The sequence below is a fragment of the Microcystis sp. LE19-10.1B genome (assembly GCF_027530565.1).
GTDB classification, from domain to species: Bacteria; Cyanobacteriota; Cyanobacteriia; order Cyanobacteriales; family Microcystaceae; genus Microcystis; species Microcystis aeruginosa.
This window is the reverse complement of the sequence record NZ_JAPZQM010000716.1, coordinates 1-18,888: the sequence shown is the minus strand read 5'-3', so window position 1 is coordinate 18,888 and position 18,888 is coordinate 1. Positions and strand designations below refer to the sequence as shown.

18 protein-coding genes, 1 tRNA gene and 1 pseudogene are annotated in these 18,888 nt (G+C 46.5%); 13 read left to right on the top strand and 7 right to left on the bottom strand.

The annotated features are described in order from the left end of the window. Positions 1 to 170 precede the first annotated feature (170 nt). Positions 171 to 1,319: a Re/Si-specific NAD(P)(+) transhydrogenase subunit alpha gene (locus O9332_RS25405; RefSeq protein ID WP_288027858.1), complete on the bottom strand. Its 1,149-nt coding sequence runs from the start codon at positions 1,317 to 1,319 to the stop codon at positions 171 to 173. A gap of 453 nt (positions 1,320 to 1,772) precedes the next feature. Next, positions 1,773 to 2,292, bottom strand: a pseudogene (locus tag O9332_RS25400) (helix-turn-helix domain-containing protein). Between the two features lie 241 nt (positions 2,293 to 2,533). Between O9332_RS25400 and O9332_RS25395 the strand changes: the two are divergent. The 3 genes from O9332_RS25395 to O9332_RS25385 all read left to right on the top strand — a co-directional run bounded on the left by O9332_RS25395 (position 2,534) and on the right by O9332_RS25385 (position 4,122). Beyond that, a complete protein-coding gene (locus O9332_RS25395; protein WP_043998890.1) occupies positions 2,534 to 2,860 on the top strand; it encodes a hypothetical protein in 327 nt (108 codons plus the stop codon). A 92-nt stretch (positions 2,861 to 2,952) separates the two neighbouring features. Further along, the gene (locus tag O9332_RS25390; protein WP_002757684.1) at positions 2,953 to 3,534 is read left to right on the top strand and encodes a C39 family peptidase; all 582 of its coding nucleotides are present in this window, start codon (positions 2,953 to 2,955) and stop codon (positions 3,532 to 3,534) included. A gap of 6 nt (positions 3,535 to 3,540) precedes the next feature. Next, the gene (locus tag O9332_RS25385; RefSeq protein ID WP_002757683.1) at positions 3,541 to 4,122 is read left to right on the top strand and encodes a hypothetical protein; all 582 of its coding nucleotides are present in this window, start codon (positions 3,541 to 3,543) and stop codon (positions 4,120 to 4,122) included. 263 nt (positions 4,123 to 4,385) lie between these two features. On the opposite strand, the gene O9332_RS25380 is transcribed toward O9332_RS25385, so the two are convergent. The 3 genes from O9332_RS25380 to O9332_RS25370 all read right to left on the bottom strand — a co-directional run bounded on the left by O9332_RS25380 (position 4,386) and on the right by O9332_RS25370 (position 6,936). After that, positions 4,386 to 5,159 carry a PspA/IM30 family protein gene (locus O9332_RS25380; RefSeq protein WP_002757681.1) on the bottom strand — a complete coding sequence of 258 codons (774 nt, stop codon included), beginning with the start codon at positions 5,157 to 5,159 and terminating at the stop codon, positions 4,386 to 4,388. A 207-nt stretch (positions 5,160 to 5,366) separates the two neighbouring features. Next, a complete protein-coding gene (locus tag O9332_RS25375; protein ID WP_002757680.1) occupies positions 5,367 to 6,023 on the bottom strand; it encodes a PspA/IM30 family protein in 657 nt (218 codons plus the stop codon). A 22-nt stretch (positions 6,024 to 6,045) separates the two neighbouring features. Next, a complete protein-coding gene (locus O9332_RS25370; protein ID WP_002757679.1) occupies positions 6,046 to 6,936 on the bottom strand; it encodes a hypothetical protein in 891 nt (296 codons plus the stop codon). Between the two features lie 78 nt (positions 6,937 to 7,014). Here O9332_RS25370 and O9332_RS25365 point away from each other — a divergent pair, with 78 nt between their 5' ends. From O9332_RS25365 to O9332_RS25355, 3 genes are all read left to right on the top strand, one after another. Next, a complete protein-coding gene (locus O9332_RS25365) occupies positions 7,015 to 7,563 on the top strand; it encodes a DciA family protein (protein WP_002757678.1) in 549 nt (182 codons plus the stop codon). A 388-nt stretch (positions 7,564 to 7,951) separates the two neighbouring features. Next, positions 7,952 to 8,227, top strand: coding sequence for a hypothetical protein (locus tag O9332_RS25360; protein WP_002757677.1), 276 nt, complete (start codon positions 7,952 to 7,954; stop codon positions 8,225 to 8,227). 133 nt (positions 8,228 to 8,360) lie between these two features. Further along, positions 8,361 to 9,359 carry a Gfo/Idh/MocA family protein gene (locus tag O9332_RS25355; RefSeq protein WP_002757676.1) on the top strand — a complete coding sequence of 333 codons (999 nt, stop codon included), beginning with the start codon at positions 8,361 to 8,363 and terminating at the stop codon, positions 9,357 to 9,359. 6 nt (positions 9,360 to 9,365) lie between these two features. On the opposite strand, the gene O9332_RS25350 is transcribed toward O9332_RS25355, so the two are convergent. Together O9332_RS25350 and lgt are read right to left on the bottom strand one after the other, a co-directional pair. After that, a complete protein-coding gene (locus O9332_RS25350) occupies positions 9,366 to 10,316 on the bottom strand; it encodes a branched-chain amino acid ABC transporter permease (protein ID WP_002757675.1) in 951 nt (316 codons plus the stop codon). A gap of 12 nt (positions 10,317 to 10,328) precedes the next feature. Next, positions 10,329 to 11,180 carry a prolipoprotein diacylglyceryl transferase gene (lgt, locus tag O9332_RS25345; protein ID WP_002757674.1) on the bottom strand — a complete coding sequence of 284 codons (852 nt, stop codon included), beginning with the start codon at positions 11,178 to 11,180 and terminating at the stop codon, positions 10,329 to 10,331. Between the two features lie 73 nt (positions 11,181 to 11,253). On the opposite strand from lgt, the gene O9332_RS25340 reads away from it, so the two are divergent. The 7 genes from O9332_RS25340 to O9332_RS25310 all read left to right on the top strand — a co-directional run bounded on the left by O9332_RS25340 (position 11,254) and on the right by O9332_RS25310 (position 18,794). Further along, a tRNA-Leu gene (locus tag O9332_RS25340) sits at positions 11,254 to 11,336 on the top strand. 785 nt (positions 11,337 to 12,121) lie between these two features. Then, positions 12,122 to 13,153: a hypothetical protein gene (locus tag O9332_RS25335; protein WP_002757673.1), complete on the top strand. Its 1,032-nt coding sequence runs from the start codon at positions 12,122 to 12,124 to the stop codon at positions 13,151 to 13,153. A gap of 34 nt (positions 13,154 to 13,187) precedes the next feature. Then, a complete protein-coding gene (locus O9332_RS25330) occupies positions 13,188 to 14,156 on the top strand; it encodes a hypothetical protein (protein WP_002757672.1) in 969 nt (322 codons plus the stop codon). Between the two features lie 24 nt (positions 14,157 to 14,180). Next, a complete protein-coding gene (locus O9332_RS25325) occupies positions 14,181 to 15,464 on the top strand; it encodes a hypothetical protein (RefSeq protein WP_002757670.1) in 1,284 nt (427 codons plus the stop codon). Between the two features lie 72 nt (positions 15,465 to 15,536). Next, positions 15,537 to 17,486, top strand: coding sequence for a hypothetical protein (locus O9332_RS25320; RefSeq protein WP_002757668.1), 1,950 nt, complete (start codon positions 15,537 to 15,539; stop codon positions 17,484 to 17,486). A gap of 146 nt (positions 17,487 to 17,632) precedes the next feature. Further along, positions 17,633 to 18,379, top strand: coding sequence for a hypothetical protein (locus tag O9332_RS25315; protein ID WP_288027853.1), 747 nt, complete (start codon positions 17,633 to 17,635; stop codon positions 18,377 to 18,379). A gap of 40 nt (positions 18,380 to 18,419) precedes the next feature. Continuing rightward, entirely contained in the window at positions 18,420 to 18,794 is a 375-nt protein-coding gene (locus tag O9332_RS25310) for a hypothetical protein (protein WP_288027851.1), read from the top strand. Positions 18,795 to 18,888: the final 94 nt, after the last annotated feature.

Sequence of the window (18,888 nt, the reverse complement as noted above, 5' to 3'; positions counted from 1 at the left end):
AAAAATCCCCCCACAGGGTTTAATTTTGGGGCCGGTATTGTGTAAATAATTTGGGGTTTGGGGTGGGGGTGGGGGGGGGGGGGGTGGGGGGGTTGGGGTGTGGGGTGTGGGGAGAATAAAGCTGCCTCCTGACGACCGACTCCTGCCTCCTGAATCCTGAATCCTGATAGCTAAAAAGCTGATAACTGTTCACTGAGGGCGGATTTAATGCGTTGGTTGCGGATTTCGCCGGCGTGGGTGACACAGGCACTATCAATGATGTCATCGGCAAAATCGAGGTTTAAACTGCCGTCTTTGCTGACTAAAAGCTGTAGCAGCATTTGCAGGTTTTTGGCGTACATCTGGCTGGCATTGGTGGCCACTGTGGCAGGAAGATTAACGGCTCCGACGATTTTTACACCATTTTCGATTATTTCTCGTCCCGGTTGGGTGTAGGCGCAATTTCCGCCCTGTTCCGCCGCTAAATCAACGATTACCGACCCCGGTTTCATGGTGGCGATCATTTCTTTGGTGACTAGCAGGGGGGCCTGTTTCCCCGGTACTTGGGCGGTGGTGATCACCACATCAGCCCGCTTAATTGGTTCGGCCAAGGCTTGACAAATGCGCTCCTGTGTGCTAAGAGAAACCTCTTTGGCGTAACCGTTATCGGCGACGGTATCTTCTTCTAGGGGCATTTCAATAAATTTCGCCCCGACACTCTGCACTTCTTCTTTGACTTGGGGACGAATATCAAAAGCCTCCACCACTGCCCCCAAACGGCGGGCGGTAGCGCAAGCTTGCAATCCGGCAACTCCTGCCCCCAATACCAGCACTTTGGCTGGGGCGATCGTCCCGGCGGCGGTAGTCATCATCGGGAACATTTTCGGCAGCTCAACGGCGGCGAGGAGTACCGCTTTGTAACCGGCGAGGTTAGCCTGAGAGGAGAGGGCATCCATACTCTGGGCGCGACTACTGCGGGGAATTAATTCCATACTCAAAGCGGTGATCCCGCGCTCGGCTAATTTGGCAATGCGCCGGGGTTGACGCAGGGGATCGAGAAAGCCGAGGAGGATACCACCATTTTTGAGGCGATCGATCTCGCTATCGCTAGGAGGGACGACTTTGAGAATAATATCGGCAGTTTCATAGATATATTCGCTGTTTTCGCTCAGGGCGGCTCCCACGGCACTATAGGCACTATCGGCAAAGTTAGCGCTAATTCCCGCCCCATTTTCGACAATTACCTCAAATCCCGCCTTGACTAAACGGGCGACGGTATCCGGCACTAGCGCCACCCGCGCCTCGCCTTGGTCACTTTCTTTGATTACGCCGATTTTCATGGCTGGGTTTCTCCTTAGTAAGTCCTTCTCTTGTCTTATGCTGTTGGGGTAAGGGTTTCGTTAAATGCGATCGATCCCTTGGGATAATTTCGAGTCAAAATTGCTTTTCACTTCCATCCTAGCTATCCTCACCTTTCTGGCTCTTTTTCGGGCTGAATCTTAGGATTATCTTCAGAATTAAAGGGTTTTGAGCGCCATTGTTTGGGAATTTTTTATAATGATGAGGTACAAGTTTCTCTTTTTTGGGAACGCCAGAACGGTTAACATTAACTGCTCTTCGGTCGTAGATACCAATTTAGGTTATACTTCATCTTTATGAGAAGGGCTGTAAGCTATTTCTCAGTTCTCCCTGACCGAGATTATAAACTAATAAGCCGAGAGACATTAAGGATAACATTGCCTCGATTCTTTGTGAGATTTTGAAAAAAAACTATTGTGCTATCCATTAAGAAATTACCTTAAAGTTTCTAAAATTAATGACAAAGGTAAATCGAGGGCTTGAGCAATTTGTTCAGCAGTTAGCCCTACTTGCACCAGTCTGGGAACGGTTTCTAGTTTTGCTTCTTTTAATTTTTCTTTCTTCAATCAACAAGTTTTCGGTTTCAATTATATCAGAATTATCCATGGCTAAGTTTTCAGGATATTGAGGGGAGTTGGGACAAAAATTAAGTTTTTCAATTTGTCCAGAATTAACCAAGTTATTGCTACTATTAGTAATTATTAATCTTTCAATTGCTGATCGAACATTTGATTTGTTTAAATCTTCGCCTAATGCTTCTGAGAGAATGTGCCAAAGTTCATAGGCTTTATCTCTAGCATGACCTTCACTGCATTTATAATCTTGGGCGATTTGAGCATATTTATAACCATTAAAAACGCTTTTTAAAATCCCCAATTGTAAAGTATCTAGGTGTTTTCCTGTTTGCCTAAAAACCACCTCATCAATAAGGTTAAAAATCTCTTGAGTATCCATGTGAATGACTTTTTTGCTTTCAGCCAGATTACCATCTACCGTCATTATCCGTTATTATCCGACTTTTGTAAAGAGGCTTAATAAAAATACCGACAATTTCCGTTGTTTACCGTTTAGTAACTAGCATTTAATCAATAAAAAATGAAGAATTAATTAAAGAACATATTGATAGTCGATCCAAATGTTATTTTTATGTCAGTCAGATAGACTAAAAACATCAAATGAAAGTAGAGTGTTAAATATGGCAAAAATTGACGGTATTCAATTACCTGCTGACTTAAGTGGTAGCTTAGGAGGCACTCCTGAAGAAGCGGCCAAAGTCTTTTTATCTGCAGCAAGTAAAGGTTTAGCTAAAGTTATTGCTGATGCACTTGTGGATGCAGTGGGAGAAACCATAGGAGATGGTGCCGCTCCTGATTGGACAAAATTAATTACAGGTGCTGCAATTAATCTAGACTGGGAAACACCTCCTAACACTCTTCCTCAGAGAATAGTTGCTTTTGCTCAGACGGGGGAAGATGCTCTAGGTCGTGTGTCTGTTGGAATTTCTATTAGTGCTGAGTTTTAGAATCACTGTTCTAATGATAATTAAGAGTAACAAAGTTATGCTGCTGAGTTACTCTTTTTCCAATTACTTTATATCACTCCCAGAAAAAATCGATGCCTTTAAGAGTTGAACAAGGAAAGCCGATCATTTTACAAGCAGCAGCTTTTTTAGCTTTTGTCAGCGATGATACCCTAGGGCAAGCCACTAGAATTAACAAAATCACTTGGATTAAACAAGAACAAACCCAATGGTGTTGGGCGGCTTCAATGCAGATGGTTTTTCAGCAAAATGATGACATCACAACGCAGCAATGTAACCTTGCCAATGTTGCTTTTGAATTAACAGGTTGTTGCAGTTCACCCAATAGTTCATTGTGCAATAAACCCTTGCCAATTCTTAATATTGCTCCTATGTGGGTAAGGTATAGTTTTAATCCAATTTATATTAATGGTTTGATTGAATTTACCACCTTACAAACTGAACTTGATAATCAACGTGCAGTAGAAATCGGTTTTAAATGGAATGGAGGAGGGGGTCATGCCGTTTTAGTAGTCGGTTGGGATATAATTGATTCAGTCCCCCAGGTCATCATTTATGATCCTTGGCGGGGTGAAATAATTATTCCCTACGATCGAGTTAAAACTGCCTATGGCGAAGGTCAATGGCGATGGACATGGATTAATATTAGGAGATAAACTAAAATGGCACATTTTAAAACTTTACCCGATGACGTTTTAACTCAATTACAAAGAAAAGTAGGTTTTAGCTTGTCTAGAATAACTGAGTCTCTCGGTGCAGTTTCCCCTGCTTTGCATGAAAGTGTAGATGTCTGGAATCTACCCGCAAATGCAGTGGTTGAACCAACCAACGATTTAACCCGTTTAGCTCGTCCATCAGGGCAATGGCATCTGCAAGTAAAATCAGATAATACCCCGATCGCCTACGCTCGCTCTAGTAGCCTTGGCAGTGAACCTACAGATTGGTCTGTGGATGGAATTTTTCAATCGGAATTAGCAGAAAAATTCGATCAAGCTATTAGCTGGATTGATGAAAATATCCCTGAAGAAAATATCATAGTCAGATTATTAGTGATTCCAGCTTATCAAACTCATGCTTTATGGTTGATTGACGAAAGTAACATCAATAATCAAAAAATTCTTGTTATTGATGCTCCTCTTGAATATGGCTTTAATTTACCGCCCAGGATTGATAAAACTCAAGAAATAGAGCAATTTCTTAACCAACTACGCTCGGTTAAACACGCTGAAGGATTAACGGAATAGGGTGGATAATTCTGCTCGGCAAAACCTAATCAGATGTTTAATATCGACAAAGCTGCCCTTGTCTAGTAATAAGAACAGGGATAAGCTGCCCGCGTATTTAAATTGCTTGTTGAGATGAGCCAAGAGGCAAAAGTAAAGGGATTGGGGGAGAACTAATCTAAGGATAGGCGGTTAAAATTCCTCTTAGCTTATTCCCTATCTCAACAACAAAATTAATAAATAGAGACGTACCGTAGATAGTACGTCTCGACGCTCTCAAAGTTTTACAGTTCTTTTAACTTCGATCGCAATTCCTCTAATTCCGCATCCACTGCCGAATCCCTGACGGTGGTTGCTTGGGGTAAAGTGGGTTGACTAGAAGCTGTACCCGGTAATGCTCCCCCGGACATTTGTGCTTTCAGCATTGCTAATTCATCCTCCACATCGCTACCCGATTCTAGTGCAGCGAATTGACGTTCCATGTCGATGCCACCCAATTCACCGATCGCTTGACTACGGGCTTCTATCTGCACAACTTTTTCTTCCATGCGCTCAAAAGCGGACATGGAACTACTGGTATCGATACTGCCGAGGGTTTTTTGGATTTCTTCGTTAGCTTTTGCGGCTCTGGAGCGAGCTACTAACATATTTTTCTTGGTTTTTGCCTCAGAAATCTTACTTTCGAGCGCAATCAAGTTTTTTCTCAGACTATCTACCTGTACCGTTTGCTGATCCAGTTGATTTTTGAGAATGGCGGCGGTTTCCGTGAAATCTTTCTTGCGTTTAAGAGCTTCCCTGGCGAGAGTTTCATCCCCTTTAGAAAGGGCTAATTTGGCTCTTTGTTCCCATTTATTGGCTTCTGACTGGTCTTTGCTGTATTTTTGTTCCGTTTGTCGCTGTTCGGCGATCGCTCTAGCGACCGCTTGACGTACCTGTACTAGATCCTCTTGCATATCACTGACAGCTTGTTCCAGCATTTTTTCTGGATCTTCAGCCTTGCTCACCATATCATTGAGGTTAGCTCGGACAACTCGGCTAAGGCGATCGAATAAACCCATGACGCTCTTGTTCCTCTCGGTGTGTACTAAATCAGTTAACTGTTCTTAAAATTTCCTATCTTGCCTAACGGCTTATTATCCAATATAAACCACGAGAGCTAGGATAGGGGATAGGAGTTAGGAGTCAAGAGTCAGGAGACAGCTTTTTTCTCCCCACACCCCACACCCCACACCCTACACCCCACACCCCACACCCCACTTCCCACATCACCCATCCAAGTTTTCTTGTTTTAACTTGAGTAATTCCGCTTCAATTTGTTTTTGTCCCTCCAAATCTTGGAATTGTCGCTCTAAGGGGTCTTTATACCCGATTAAATCGGCTTGGGATTCGGCTTCTAGGACTTTTGCTTCTAATTTCTCGAAAATAGTTCCCATCTGACTGCTGTTCAAACTGCCCATAATTTCTTGGGCTTTTTGACTGGCACTCGCCGATCGCAATCTGGCCACATAAAGGCTTTTTTGTGCTTTCATCTCAGCATATTTGCGTTCAATTGTCAAGAGTTCTTTCTTTAACTTTTGTATAATAGCCGTCTGTTGTTGCAGGGAGGTTTGTAGGGGGGCGATCTGACTTTGATAGGTTTGCCATTGGCTGAGAGCTTGGCGGGCGAGTTCCTCGTTACCGTGATGTAGGGCTAATTGGGCGCGTTCGTGCCAAGTTTGGGCCGCTTTTTCCTGTTGTTGTCGTTGGCGCTCGGTACGTTTCTGGGTAGCGACGGCTGCCGCCAGGGCTTGTCGCATTTGCATCAATTCCCCTTCCATCGCCAAGATCGCCTTTTCCAGCAGTTTTTCGGGATCTTGATTTTCCTGAATCAGACTATTGACTTGGGCGCGAATTGCTTGGCCCATGCGATCAAACAAACCCATTGCCGTCCTCCCGATAGGAACCCTAATAGTTTACCGAAGTGCCGCTCCTATCAATAATGATAGAACTAGGGACGGGGGACTGGGAGGGATCGGCTGTTTCTGAAGGTGCCGGACTACTGGGAGAAGGGGATGCTTGTAATTCTGGCGGTAACTGTTTCATTAACTCCACCGCCTCCTGTCGGTTTTGATTGGCCAAGCGACGGGCTTTTTCCCGTTGAAAAAAGGGTAAATTAGCGGGTGATTCTTCTCTTTGACGCAATTCCTCCAACATTCGTTCGTTAATGATCGCGGTCGAGGGGGCGGGGGTGACTTGGGGCGGTGGTGGCGGTGGTGCAGAAACTAGGGAAGATACGGGCGGGGTGCTGGGGTTCGGGGGGGCGACGGGTAAAGATTGCTTGATCTTACTGACGGGTAATTGATGGGCCGGCATTGGGGATGGTGGCGGATTCGGGGGTAAGAGGGCATTAGTCAGATTGATAGCGGTGGGGGGACTCTGAACCACTGGTGGGGCGGGAATGTTAGCGATCGGGCTAGTTTTAACCGGAGGAGCGGGAATATTAACGATCGGACTGGTTTGAGGAGTTTTCTGTACCGGACGAGCGATCGCTATCAATCGATCGAGGTGGCGGGAGTTATTTTGGCGCTGCTCGAGGGGGGAATTCTCAGTTTTCCTCGGGGTGGGGGTAGTATTGGTTAACCATTGATTGAGACTGAGGAGACTATTAGCAATTAAAAAGATCACCATTGCCCGGATACCCCAAGGGGTAAAAAAGAGATCTTCAGCTTGGGGATAGACGTTAATGACAGCAGCTTCTAGGTATTCTGGTTCCCGAGCGGGATCGATGGCTGAACTGGGTTGATGAACGATCGAGAGAGGGGAATCTTGGGGGGATGGGGATCGATCGGATTTCATGAGGGTATTAAAGGTTATGCTGAAAAGTTAGGGGGTTTTTTCGTCCTAGTGTACCGTGGTATTCCCTAGATTTTCCAGATGTCTTTACATTCTCTTGACAAAATTTTGGCGGCTATTACTCAACAGGTGGGTTGGGAAGAATATCGCCAGTATGATCAAGTGCTGCAATTATGGCCAAAAATTATTAATCCCCGTCTGCTTGAGCAAACCCGGCCTTTTTCCCTGAGTCGCGGGGTTTTATCGGTGGCTACCAGTAGCGCCGCTTTAGCCCAGGAATTGTCTTTACAACGCTATAGCTTATTAAAACGGCTTAATAGTCAGTTAGAGACTCCCTTGGGCGATATCCGCTTTTCTGCTGCCCGTTGGCAGCAAGATAGTCAGTTAATTCCTCCAGAAGCGATCGCACCTAAATCCCTGAGAGATCATCCTAGTTATGTCACCCCGGAAAAACCGCCAGAAAATCCCCAGCAACCGGACAGTTTAGAGAGTTGGAGCCAGAAAATAGTTCATAGAACCCGATCTTGGCCGATTTGTCCTCGTTGTCAGTCTCCCAGTCCCTCCGGAGAGCTTGAGCGTTGGCAATGTTGTGCTTTTTGTTTTGCCCAGTCGGGCGGGGTAAAAGATTAAATTTTTTTATAGTCTTGTGGAAAGAGTGGTTTTGAGTCGGGAATCAATTGGCCGATCTTTTCTGTCTTAATTGAACCTGTATTCATCAATTCTATTCGGCTAAGGCTTGATCCCCGGTTTGTTATCGGCGATACTAGAGCCGATAACCTCGGCCACAACTGAGTTGAACTCTTCAGTTTTGAGACAGTGCTGCTTTTTGCAAAGTAACTATTAAAAGATTCTAAAAATAAAATTTTTTTTGGGGATCACTAAAAACTATATGGCGTATCAGTCCTAGCTATGGTAGTCAGGAAAATACCCTTGGCACAGGGTAGGACAATATTACACAGAGCGAAAAGAGAGTCATCCCTTGAGTTCCTTATAATCATCTTCCTTTTAAAGCTAACCCATGCAAGCCGCAAACTTTCTTACCTCTTCCTGTCGATACTGCCGATACTATCAAACCCAGGGTCGGCGCGGTGGCACTTGTCAACAACTAGATGTTCCCGTCGAAGCTCATTGGAAAGCCTGCGCTCTAGCGATGCCTCCTTTTAGTGCTGAATGGCAACAACTCAATCGGGTGGTTAGTTTAGAACAGTCTCTAGAATTAACCTGTGCAGTGTCGCCCACTCCCGTGGTGGTTTCCCCTCGTCGTCATGCTCCCCGACAACCGATCGCGGTTTAGAAGCTCTAGGTCCTAAACAGGAGCAAAAAATTGGCGTTGCCCATTTAAAACATGAATTCACCCCTCCACATCTTTTAGGGCGCTATTTTTGAGATAATAGATGAGTTGATTGCCAAGATAAAGCGTCGCCAGAATGCCCCTGATGACTTCTCATCGTCCCCTAAAAATTGGTATAGTTGGCACAGGGTTCGCCGCTCAACGTCGCGCTGAAAGCTTGCAAGCGGATGATCGCGCCCAGCTTCTGTACTTTAGCGGTAATAGTCCCGAATCGATCGCTAATTTCTCGCAAAAATACCAAATTTCTGCCCTAGATTCGGCAGTAAGCCTGGCCAGTCATCCTGATCTCGATCTGATTGTCATTGCCAACGTTAATCAGGCCCATGCCTCGATCGCCCGTACTGCTTTAAAATCCGGTAAGCACGTTATCGTCGAGTATCCCCTGGCTTTCCACCCGGCAGCGGCAGCAGAATTAATCACCCTAGCCGAAACCGAGAACAAATTACTGCACGTCGAACATATTGAACTTTTGGGGGGACTGCATCAAACCCAACAGCAGTATTTAGCCAGCCTCGGCAATATCCACCTAGCCCGTTATACCACGATCGCCCCCGGCAGACCAGCACCCCGGCGCTGGACATTTCATCGGGATTTATTCGGTTTTCCCTTGATTGCGGCCCTTTCTCGTATCCATCGCTTGACTAATTTATTTGGGGAAGTGGAGTCCGTATCCTGTCATTGTCGTTATTGGAATGCCCCGGAATCCGATTATTTTCTGGCCTGTTTGTGTGAGGCACAGTTATTATTTAAAAATGGCTTAATTGCTGAAGTTACCTACGGCAAAGGCGAAGTTTTTTGGCAAAATGAGCGAACTTTCACTATTCATGGCGAGGCAGGTAGCTTAATTTTTGAAGGGGAAACAGGGCAGTTAATTAATAGTGAAGGTAGCCAAGCTTTAGAAGTGGAAACCCGTCGCGGTCTTTTTGCCAAAGATACCGCTATGGTGCTAGATTATCTCTTTGATCGGTCTCCTCTTTATGTTACTCCCCAAGCCAGTCTTTATGCCCTAGAAGTGGCCTACGCTGCCTATCAATCTTCCTTGTCGGGAAAAACAGTTTTTCTCTCGGCCAATTAAACCTACTTAGACTTTTTGAATTAACTTTCTGCCTAGTAAACCCTGGGGACGAACTAACAACATAATAAAGAGAATAGCAAAAGCGATCGCCTCTCGATAACCGGAATATTCTGCGGGAACAAAAGCTTCGGCAATACCCAATAATAAACCACCGATTACTGCTCCGGGGATACTTCCCAATCCCCCTAAAACAATCACTCCTAAACCTTTTAATCCGAAAGCAATACCGAAATAGGGGCCAGCGATACTAACACTAGAACCGACTAAAGTTCCTGCTAAACCTGCCAAGGCACCACTAATAAAAAAGGTAATCACGATAAATTTTTCGGGATTGATCCCCAACAAACTGGCCGTGGTGACATCTTCAGCTACCGCTTGTAAAGCTTTGCCCATTTTGGTGAAATTAACCCAATAAGTTAGCAAAGCCACCATAACTGCTGAAACCAGAAAAATAATAATCTGAATTGTGCGAATTGCCACGGGGCGATCGGCTGTACCGAAATTAATTGCGGGGGGAAGATTGCCATAAATCCCATCGGGAAAAGTATAAATTTCTGCCCCGAATAAGTATTGAATGACATTGACAATCACCACGGCTGCCCCTAGGCTAGAAACCAGAGTTAAGAGAGAATCGGAACCCCGTACCCGGAGGGGTTTAAAGGCCAATCTTTCCAGAAGAACCGAGGTGAAACCTGAAAGGATACAGCCTAGCAAGAGTGCTAAAAAAAAGGGTAAGGAAAAGGGTAATTTGGCATTAGCCAATAAACCATTAAACCCGAAAACTCCCCCCGCTAGAGCGTAGGTAAAATAGGCACCGAGGGTAAAAATTGCGCCATGGGCAAAATTGATAATCCCTAAAATGGAAAAAATCAAAGTGTAACCGAGGGCAAAAATAGCATAGACACTACCGATCGATAAACCGTTTAAAACCTGTTGAAAAATCGTTACTAGATCCATTGTCAGGGTTAGCTAGGGTAACTTTTGATTATAACTGACGGTCGCCACCACATCCGGTAAAGGACGCTGCAGTTTATATAACCAGAATAACCCGAAAATACCGATAGCGATCGCTCCTAAACTAATTATTTGCGCCATTTTTAGAGGCCCAAACATTAAACTATCGGTGCGTAGCCCCTCGATCCAGAATCTACCTAGACTGTAGGCGATAAAATAGACTAGGGTAAGGGTGCCAATTTTTAATTTACTAGGGTGTTTTAAACCCCAGAAAAATAGATAGATGAGTAGGGCAAAAACTGCCAGATTCCAGAGAGATTCGTAGAGAAAGGTGGGGTGAAAATAATCGACGGCGATATATTCTAAAGGACGACTAGCCGGAGGAATAAACAACTTCCAAGGTAAATTAGTCGGACTGCCAAAAGCTTCCGAATTAAAAAAGTTACCCCAACGTCCGATCGCTTGACCGAGAATAACTGAAGGGGCCACCAGATCGAGTAATTGCCAAAGAGAAACCCGATTAATGCGGGCAAAGATTAGGGCCGCCAGCAAACCCCCGATAATTGCCCCGTGAATAGCAATACCTCCCTTCCAAATGGCGATAATATCAGCAGGATTTTGCGCGTATTCTTGCCACTGAAAGAGAACATAGTACAGACGGGCTGCAGGTATGGCTCCCACTACTAACCAAATGGCCAAATCAGCGATTAAATCGGGATTGATCGCTCTTTTTTGAGCTAGGTACTGGGAGAGGGTGACACCCAATAATACCGCCATAGCGATGAGAAATCCATACCAGCGCACCGAAATCGGTCCGATCTCCCAGAGGATCGGGCCGGGGGACTGAAAGACAAAACCTAAGAGCATAAAATTATTAAGAATAAAAAATTTTATCTTTCCTATAGTATCTTATGCTATGATGAGGTATGCTGACATATTTGCGGATGTGGCGGAATTGGTAGACGCGCTAGATTTAGGTTCTAGTATCTTTTTGATGTGTGGGTTCGAGTCCCTCCATCCGCATTAACCTTCGGGTCGATGAAGTGTAACCTGATTTGGTGTTGACGACCGACGACCCAAAACAAAGACTTCTTACCGATTCAGGAGAGAGGAGACTTCTCGGTTTAGTAAATTCAGGCATTTTGTCCGATAAATAAGGTTTCTGTCAGTTCAAAAACTCTTTGATCTGTATTTTTTCCTTTTGACGGCTGACTCGGACAATGCTGACTCAACCAGAGGTTTTAAAATTTTTTAGAGGAAGTCTAATATCATTTTGCAAAAGTAATGACAGACTTAGTTGGTCATTAAACCTCTTGCATAATTAATTTTTGATGGTTCAAAAATGAGAAAAATAGGCATAAAATTGCATCAAATCACTAAATAGAGCATTTAATTGATTATTATTCATTCTTAATTCTCCTGACTACTGACGACCGGCTACTGACTCCTAACCCTCACAACAATTTTTGATTTTTGCAAGAGGTCTATTCTAAGGCGCAATTACGCTCTGAGAGAAGAATTGGGCTTGCAGATGTCAGTCACGACTATTGAAATTGGTACAACGTCCCTTAAATGAGTTACACCAAATAAGTGACCTAGATCGTGTGACTGGTAAGAGGGAGAGGAACAATCTATCCTAAACAGTAATAGAGAGCTAGATAGCAAAATACTCCTTAGCAAGATCTCGCTCTAGCTCTCGATGTGGAATACGAGAAGACAGACAAGGTTAGGTCAGACCTAATCCTGTCGAAATTGTTCTTAATTTTATCGACATTTTAGCGACTACTTGCGCTCAGGAAGGTACTTATATGGATCAGCCTTTTGAAAGTGATGTTATGGAGGACTTAGCCGCTAATTCCTCCTTTGCCGATGAGGGAGCCTTCGATGCTTGGGAAGGTATGGAAAGCGAAGGTTTTGAAGGATTTGAAGCCGAAGACAGTTTTGGCGAAGACCAATTAGGATGGGAAGATCTGGGAGGAGAGGGCTTTCTGGGAGAAGACGAATACGAGGCGGAATTAGGGGAAGATTTCGGCGATGATTACCTCATCGATAGCGGAGTCAATGATTGGGATGCCCTAGAAGAAGCCGTTGCCGATGCCCTAGACGCGGAAGACAGCGATGAATTTTTCCGACAATTATTAGGAGGAATTAGCCGGGTGGCGGGGGCAGCCCGTCGGGGAGCCACCACTGCCAGCCGGGTAGCCCGGGGGGTGGGACGGGCGGTCCAAACTGCCGGACGAGTAGCTGGACAGGTGCAGCGAGTGGCAGGCCAAGTGCAGCGAGTGGCGGGACGTGCCGGACGCGCTGCCAATCCCTTGGCCAGCATTTTGGGGCAAGTAGCGCCGCTGCTGCAACAGTATGCCGCCCAGGGCTTTGATGAATTGGATGCCCTAGAAGACTTAGCCGATTTATTTGCCGATGAGGAGCTAGATGAGGCTTTACCCGTACTAGCTGGTATGGCGGCCCGCACTATGGTTAGACCGGTGCTGCGCCGTGCCGCCCTCAGTAGTCCTCTCCGTCGTCAGATCGTTCACAGTACCACCCAAGTGGCTCGAAATCTAGTCCGCCGTCAGGGATCGGCTGCCCTGCGAGCTTTGCCGAGGATAGCTCAGAGTGTCGGACAAACCGCCGCTCGTCGTCGTTTATCCCCCAGTCGCTTACCGCAAGCTATCCGACAAACCGGGGCGAGAGTGGCGGCGCAACCCCGTTTAGTACGGCAGTTATCCCGTCCCGCCCCGGGGATGAGAAGAACTTCTGTTCGCCCCGGCCCCAGTCGCGGTGGTCTGCCCCAGCGCCTAAGACTACAAGGACCGGTGGAAATTATGATCACGCGCCTATAGCTATTTCTGCCCTTGTAATTAGGAGAGAAAAATCATGTATCAAGCCTTTGAAACCGATGTCATGGATGACTTGTTTTACGATCAAGTGGAAGGCCCCGCCCAAAGGGGCGACTATTACGATAGTTACGATGCCGGGGATGAATTCGGGGAATACGATCTGGCCGAAGCCGATGATGATGCCTTTATCGGTGGTTTAATTCGCGGCATCGGATCGATGCTCGGTAGTGGTCAGGGATTTGACGAGATGGAAGACTGGGGAGAACAGGGCTACGATTCTGGTTTCGATGCCCTGGAGGATGCCCTGGCCGATGCCCTGGCCGAGGAGGACACGGACGAGTTTTTCCGACGCTTGGGACGCATCGCTCGCAATGTGGGACGCAGAGTCGGACAAGTTGCTGGAAGAGTGGGCCGGGGAATTGGTTCCGTAGCCCGCGTGGTCGGACCGATCGCCAGTATGATTCCCCTACCGCAAGCGCAATTAATCGGACGTATTGCCAACGTGGCCGGAAGACTTTTGGCTGATGAGGCCGATGAGTTTGAGGCTTTGGAGGACTTATTTGACCTGGCCGAGACGGAAGATGCGATCGATGCGGCCGCTCCCTTTGTTTCCGCCGTTGCCCTGCGGACCGCTATGCCCAATATCTCGCGACTACCGCGGCAAACTCGCCGGCAATTGGTCAGTAGTGTCAGCCAAGCTACACGCACCCTCGCCCGTCGTCAAGGGCCGGCCGCCGCTAGAGCCGTGCCTCGCATTGTGCGCGGTGTTAGTCGTACCGTTGCCCAAAGAGGTTTACCCGCCCGATCTGTGGCTCCTGCCGTGCGTCGTGCCGCCGCCCGAGTCGCGCAAAGTCCTCGCACCGTGCGCCGTTTAGCCCGTCCGCTCACTACCAGATCCCGTCCCGGCCGGCGATCAATGTCCGGGGGACGACCTTGCCCCACCTGCGGCCGCAGCCATAGCTATCGTCTGCGCGGACCGGTAACGATTCGGATTCAAGGCAGTTAGGCAACCAACCGCAATGGGGGCAGTATGGGAACGAGAGCTTTTCTACACAATAAAATTTTAGATCTAACGGCGCGAGCGCGTCGTCTAGTCAGGGTAAATTATGCTTCCGTGGGGATTCGCCCCCAAGATTTACCCTACGCTCCCTCTCCTGACCATTTTCGGGCAGCTAATCAACGTCTGGCTAAGATTGATCGCCAAATTCAGCGTCGTCTTCAGCATCTACAAGGGACGTGGAACGAGTCACCGATAGAGCGAGTTTTAATCGATATAGCACTGGTAGAACGGGAAATTGACCGCGCTCGCCGTAGTTTTGGGCTATTTTTTGAAATTTTTAGTCAAAGGGGTTCCTCTTTTGCCGCCGCTCTCGCCGCCCATGATCTGATCGCGATCGATTGTTATCGGGCCGTTCGCGAGTCCTCTCCGGGGTTATTTCGCGCACCGATGCTCAAACCCTTGTGTTATATGGAACACGGTTTCTCGCCTGCTACCATGCGTCGTGGCGTTTTGCTGACTCGTCTTTTGGGAGAACCTAATCCCTTCCCGATTATCCGCATCCCTTGGGATCGAGATAATCCTTGGCAACCGGTCTTTATCCACGAAGTAGCCCACAATCTGCAAGCGGATCTGGGGATCTGGCAGGAAAATCGTCAAGCGGTGATCCGTCGCATTCTCGGCACCAGTGGCGACCCCAGTATTACTCGCATCTACGGACGCTGGCATAAGGAAGTTTTTGCCGATTTAGCGGCGATTTTATTAGCCGGTCCAGCCGCAGCCTGGGGAATGGCACTTTTTCTGGCTCATCCCGCTCCCCGTACCCTTACCTATCGTCCTGGAGGAGCGCACCCGACGGCATATCTGAGAATTTTGATCTTAGCGGAAATGTTGCGACGGATGGGATTTGGTCAAGAAGGCGATCGCCTACGCTCGGTTTGGCAGCAACTCTATAACCCTAATCGTTTTCACCGTCTGCCGGCACGTCTGTTAACCACCTCGGAATTATTGATTCCCCATCTGGTGGATGAAATTGCCTATCAAACCCGTCGCAATCTCGCCCAACAGGCCCTGGCCGATATTATTCCTTTTTCTGAAGATGATGAAAAAGCGATTCAAGCCGGTGCTAGACAATTAGTCCACGGAGAGGTTCCCCCCGATTTACCGCCGCGATTTCTGGTCAGCGCCGCTAGTTATGCCCTCGCTACTGGTCAAATTCCCGCCCGTCAGTTATCCAATCGGGTTATTAATCATCTTACCTCCCCTATTCCCCCATCTTCACCCAGTTTTAAAGAAATACAAGCCGCTTTGCTCTGAAAACTTAGGAATATAGGGGATAACTGATCACTGAAACAACCCCAACACCTTTTTTCCTTGCCCTGATAAATTATGAACACTTCATCTGGCAATCCGTTTAATTACAGTAGTGCCATGGCCAAAAATAATGGCCTGATGCCGAACAGTAGTTCTCGTATGGCGTTGGATAATCTTCTGCGGCGAGAATTAAAAGTCAGCGATCCCAATGATGCCAAACAGATAGCAGAGGCATTACTAAACCGCTATAAAAACAATCCTAGAGCAGTAGCCATCAACAAGGAGGCGGAGGGAGTTCCCTTTCTTTTGGCTTCTGGTACACCGATGCCCCTGCAGCAAGCCCCCACATCCTCCGATGCAGAAATGCAGCAAGCGATCAATGATGTGGAGCGGGATTTGCGGGAACTGACCACCAACTCCATCCTCAAGGACGTGACCCCAGAATTGGAAGGCTGGGCGATGGCAGTTCGTTCTGCCATTCAGGAAGGGGTGAATTCGGCTCGTTTTGCCCTCGATCCCAGACAGCGGGATAAAACCTTCGGCATCCGTCGCACCTTGGGAGATTATGCTCGCCTGGCGCGGCTAGTTGGGGCGCTGACTCCTACCATGAGCCTCATCTATCGCAAGTTCGCTCAGAGTTTGGATGAAGTGGCTTCCGTCTTATTTGTGATGATGGGTGAAGCACTCTCTAATGTCGGCTTCGGCGGTCGTTATCTCTTACAGGCTCCCTATAGCGAGTTACAAGTGCGCCGGGATGCTGTTATCTATGCCCTGCGGAATTTAGTCGGGGCAACTCAAGAGGCTTATGCTCCCAACGAATGGCCCAGAGGGATCGATGCCTACCGCCAGCTTTTCCAACGGTTGGAAGAACAGGGACAAGGCGATCTTCGCGCTCTCCTGGTTGAAGGCGAGTTAAGTCGCGTCATGGATGCGCTCATTCAAAGGTCTGGTCAGGGTAGTGTCGCGGGTTTGCGCCAATTAGGGGCAACAGCACAGTTGGATGTCGAACGCCTGCGGCGCCTAGTCATCGTTGGTAAGAACTTGATCTATCCTGCTGCTCCACCTCTGACTGCTTTTCTGGAAGCTTTGCAGCTTTTTGTGGATGGTTTCGAGCCATCCGGTGGATTCCGGTTGCTGCGGATTGCCCGACCGCCGATTTTGTTCTATGGCCTGTATGGGATGTCCGCCTTTGATGAAGCTGAAGAAAGGCTGCTACGGCTGATCATTGAGCGCAATCAGCTTGCGGATAAACTGGACTGCTATTTGCAATGTGGCTGTACTTCTAAAACAGTTCTCTGCCAAATTGTTCTCGATAAAATTCTTTACGATCTCGATCGCGCGATCGACCTCTATGCTGTGGGGACGCAAGATACTAACGATCCTCTGAAGAAATCGCCAGAAAAACGGGCAGTTGCCTATAGCTACATCGTGGATGTTTTCCTATTTCCTAATCAGCCTAAAGGGGAAGCAAACCCTGAGCGAGGTCGCTGTCTCCTAGAAAATGATACTACAGGTTCCGAAGTTTTATTACCTGGCGAACAGGGTAATTCCCAACAGTACCTCAATCATCTCATTTATCAAAGTTGTTTGCAGATTCGCAAGGATCTTTATGTTTCTTCTGGAAACCCTGAACCCGCTGACACGGGGGTACTACTAGCACTTCCTGAAAATGACAAAACAATCAGAGACTTAGTTTGCCAAGAATTACAAGTTCAAAAAGACATGGAAGGTCGTTGGGAAAATCTGGTGCAAACGATGGCTCCGTCGTGCATACCATTTAGGAATGTTCGATGGAATAATTCAAACAATAACCACTCAGTATCAGGAGTATTTAATGTCATGAACAGCCTAATTAATCGAGCTTTACAGAGAGCTTTAGGGAAAACCGAAAATGATAGCCAAATCGATCTTGAAGTTAAATTTGAGTTACCAGGTAACTACGAAGAAAGCCTGAAGATTGTTGCTGATTCTGTGGATCGAATGACGCAAGAATTTGGCTCTGAAGTAACACCCCCAACAACCTAGCAGTTGATAGGTAACTATTGACCTTAATCTCCAGACTGCCAACTATTCCCAATCTTCAATCTCTCGGCAGTTTGGAAGCCGATTATATCCTAGACATTGCCCTATTGATCTAAACAAAAATTAAGTTTTTCAGGAGGTAAATATCCATGAATACACTAACCGGTGGAAAAGCGAAAAAACAAGCAGGATTAGGCGATATTGACAGCCGTCTTGCGGAGATACGCGACATTTTTGCGGGCATTTTCCCAGCACCGCCAGATAAATTAGTTGTCGTGATGTTTTTACTGCTCTACCTTGAAGTTTTTAACGGTTTTTTAGTCCATCTTATAGAATCTGCGGCAGCAGCAGCTGAAACATTATATCGTGATGACATTGGTGCAAACCGATTACTGACGGCAATTAGATCCCAGTATTTTTACCAAAATTTTCCTGATTTACTGGAGCTACAAGATAAGGATGAGTTCATTAAGAACTTTAGAGATGTCTTTCAGCAATTATCAGGCTCAGTAGATGCAAATACAATTACGGAATTCGAGCATTTAATTTATCTAAGAGAAGGAGAGATTTGTAAACGGTTTATGCCAGTTTTAAGCGGAAGCTCTTTAACTCCTACAGGGAGATTGATTGTAGGTACATTTTTAATGTTTTACCTTGAAGTTCTCTATGGATTTCTGGAGGCCAATGATACTGGTGACTTTCACTCAGCTGCAAGTGCCATTACAAAAGAGTATTGTTATTCCTTGCATGATCGGTTACTGCACGGCGATCTTAAGGATAAATTTGAAGCGGCTTTTAATCAGTTAAACTACGAGGATATAGAGATTCGTAAGCAATTAATTCGGGAGGTAGAAACACAGATTTTCTATCGTCTTAACCCTTTGATTCCATTTTAATTCTGTCAGAAACCCTAAGCTATTCAGGAGGATGGCTAAGATGAATGCCAATAGACAGACGACGAAGATAGTAGGATTGGGAAATATTGACACCAGGCTGCAAGAGATTCGGGATAATCTTCAATCATTATTGATGTCAAATCAAGATCTCGTCATTAAAATATTCTTGCTTTTCTACCTCGAAGTCCTCTATGGCATTCTCTTGGACAATCACCACAGCCGATTTAATCAGGTGACTAATATCCTTCGAGGCGAACTATTTTGGGAGAAACGGAGGGTATTAAAAGATGAGCTTTTAGGTAGATTTGAGGAAGCTTGCTCAAACTTGAATAATCCTGACGAGGACGGTGAAAAACGCAAGGATTTGAGGTTCTTCGGTTTGTGTTATGCAATGGAGGGGGGTTATAAAGGATAAAACCCTTACACAGAAAGACATTGCTTCGATTTTGGCTAATTGTTTTCTATCTAGAACGAGCTAATCAATTGAGTCTCTTGCCCTATAAGGATTT

Coding starts and splice junctions, on each gene's coding strand:
- O9332_RS25405 (WP_288027858.1), bottom strand. CDS start 1,319: ATGAAAATCGGCGTAATCAAAGAAAGTGACCAAGGCGAGGCGCGGGTG.
- O9332_RS25395 (WP_043998890.1), top strand. CDS start 2,534: ATGGCAAAAATTGACGGTATTCAATTACCTGCTGACTTAAGTGGTAGC.
- O9332_RS25390 (WP_002757684.1), top strand. CDS start 2,953: ATGCCTTTAAGAGTTGAACAAGGAAAGCCGATCATTTTACAAGCAGCA.
- O9332_RS25385 (WP_002757683.1), top strand. CDS start 3,541: ATGGCACATTTTAAAACTTTACCCGATGACGTTTTAACTCAATTACAA.
- O9332_RS25380 (WP_002757681.1), bottom strand. CDS start 5,159: ATGGGTTTATTCGATCGCCTTAGCCGAGTTGTCCGAGCTAACCTCAAT.
- O9332_RS25375 (WP_002757680.1), bottom strand. CDS start 6,023: ATGGGTTTGTTTGATCGCATGGGCCAAGCAATTCGCGCCCAAGTCAAT.
- O9332_RS25370 (WP_002757679.1), bottom strand. CDS start 6,936: ATGAAATCCGATCGATCCCCATCCCCCCAAGATTCCCCTCTCTCGATC.
- O9332_RS25365 (WP_002757678.1), top strand. CDS start 7,015: ATGTCTTTACATTCTCTTGACAAAATTTTGGCGGCTATTACTCAACAG.
- O9332_RS25360 (WP_002757677.1), top strand. CDS start 7,952: ATGCAAGCCGCAAACTTTCTTACCTCTTCCTGTCGATACTGCCGATAC.
- O9332_RS25355 (WP_002757676.1), top strand. CDS start 8,361: ATGCCCCTGATGACTTCTCATCGTCCCCTAAAAATTGGTATAGTTGGC.
- O9332_RS25350 (WP_002757675.1), bottom strand. CDS start 10,316: ATGGATCTAGTAACGATTTTTCAACAGGTTTTAAACGGTTTATCGATC.
- lgt (WP_002757674.1), bottom strand. CDS start 11,180: ATGCTCTTAGGTTTTGTCTTTCAGTCCCCCGGCCCGATCCTCTGGGAG.
- O9332_RS25335 (WP_002757673.1), top strand. CDS start 12,122: ATGGATCAGCCTTTTGAAAGTGATGTTATGGAGGACTTAGCCGCTAAT.
- O9332_RS25330 (WP_002757672.1), top strand. CDS start 13,188: ATGTATCAAGCCTTTGAAACCGATGTCATGGATGACTTGTTTTACGAT.
- O9332_RS25325 (WP_002757670.1), top strand. CDS start 14,181: ATGGGAACGAGAGCTTTTCTACACAATAAAATTTTAGATCTAACGGCG.
- O9332_RS25320 (WP_002757668.1), top strand. CDS start 15,537: ATGAACACTTCATCTGGCAATCCGTTTAATTACAGTAGTGCCATGGCC.
- O9332_RS25315 (WP_288027853.1), top strand. CDS start 17,633: ATGAATACACTAACCGGTGGAAAAGCGAAAAAACAAGCAGGATTAGGC.
- O9332_RS25310 (WP_288027851.1), top strand. CDS start 18,420: ATGAATGCCAATAGACAGACGACGAAGATAGTAGGATTGGGAAATATT.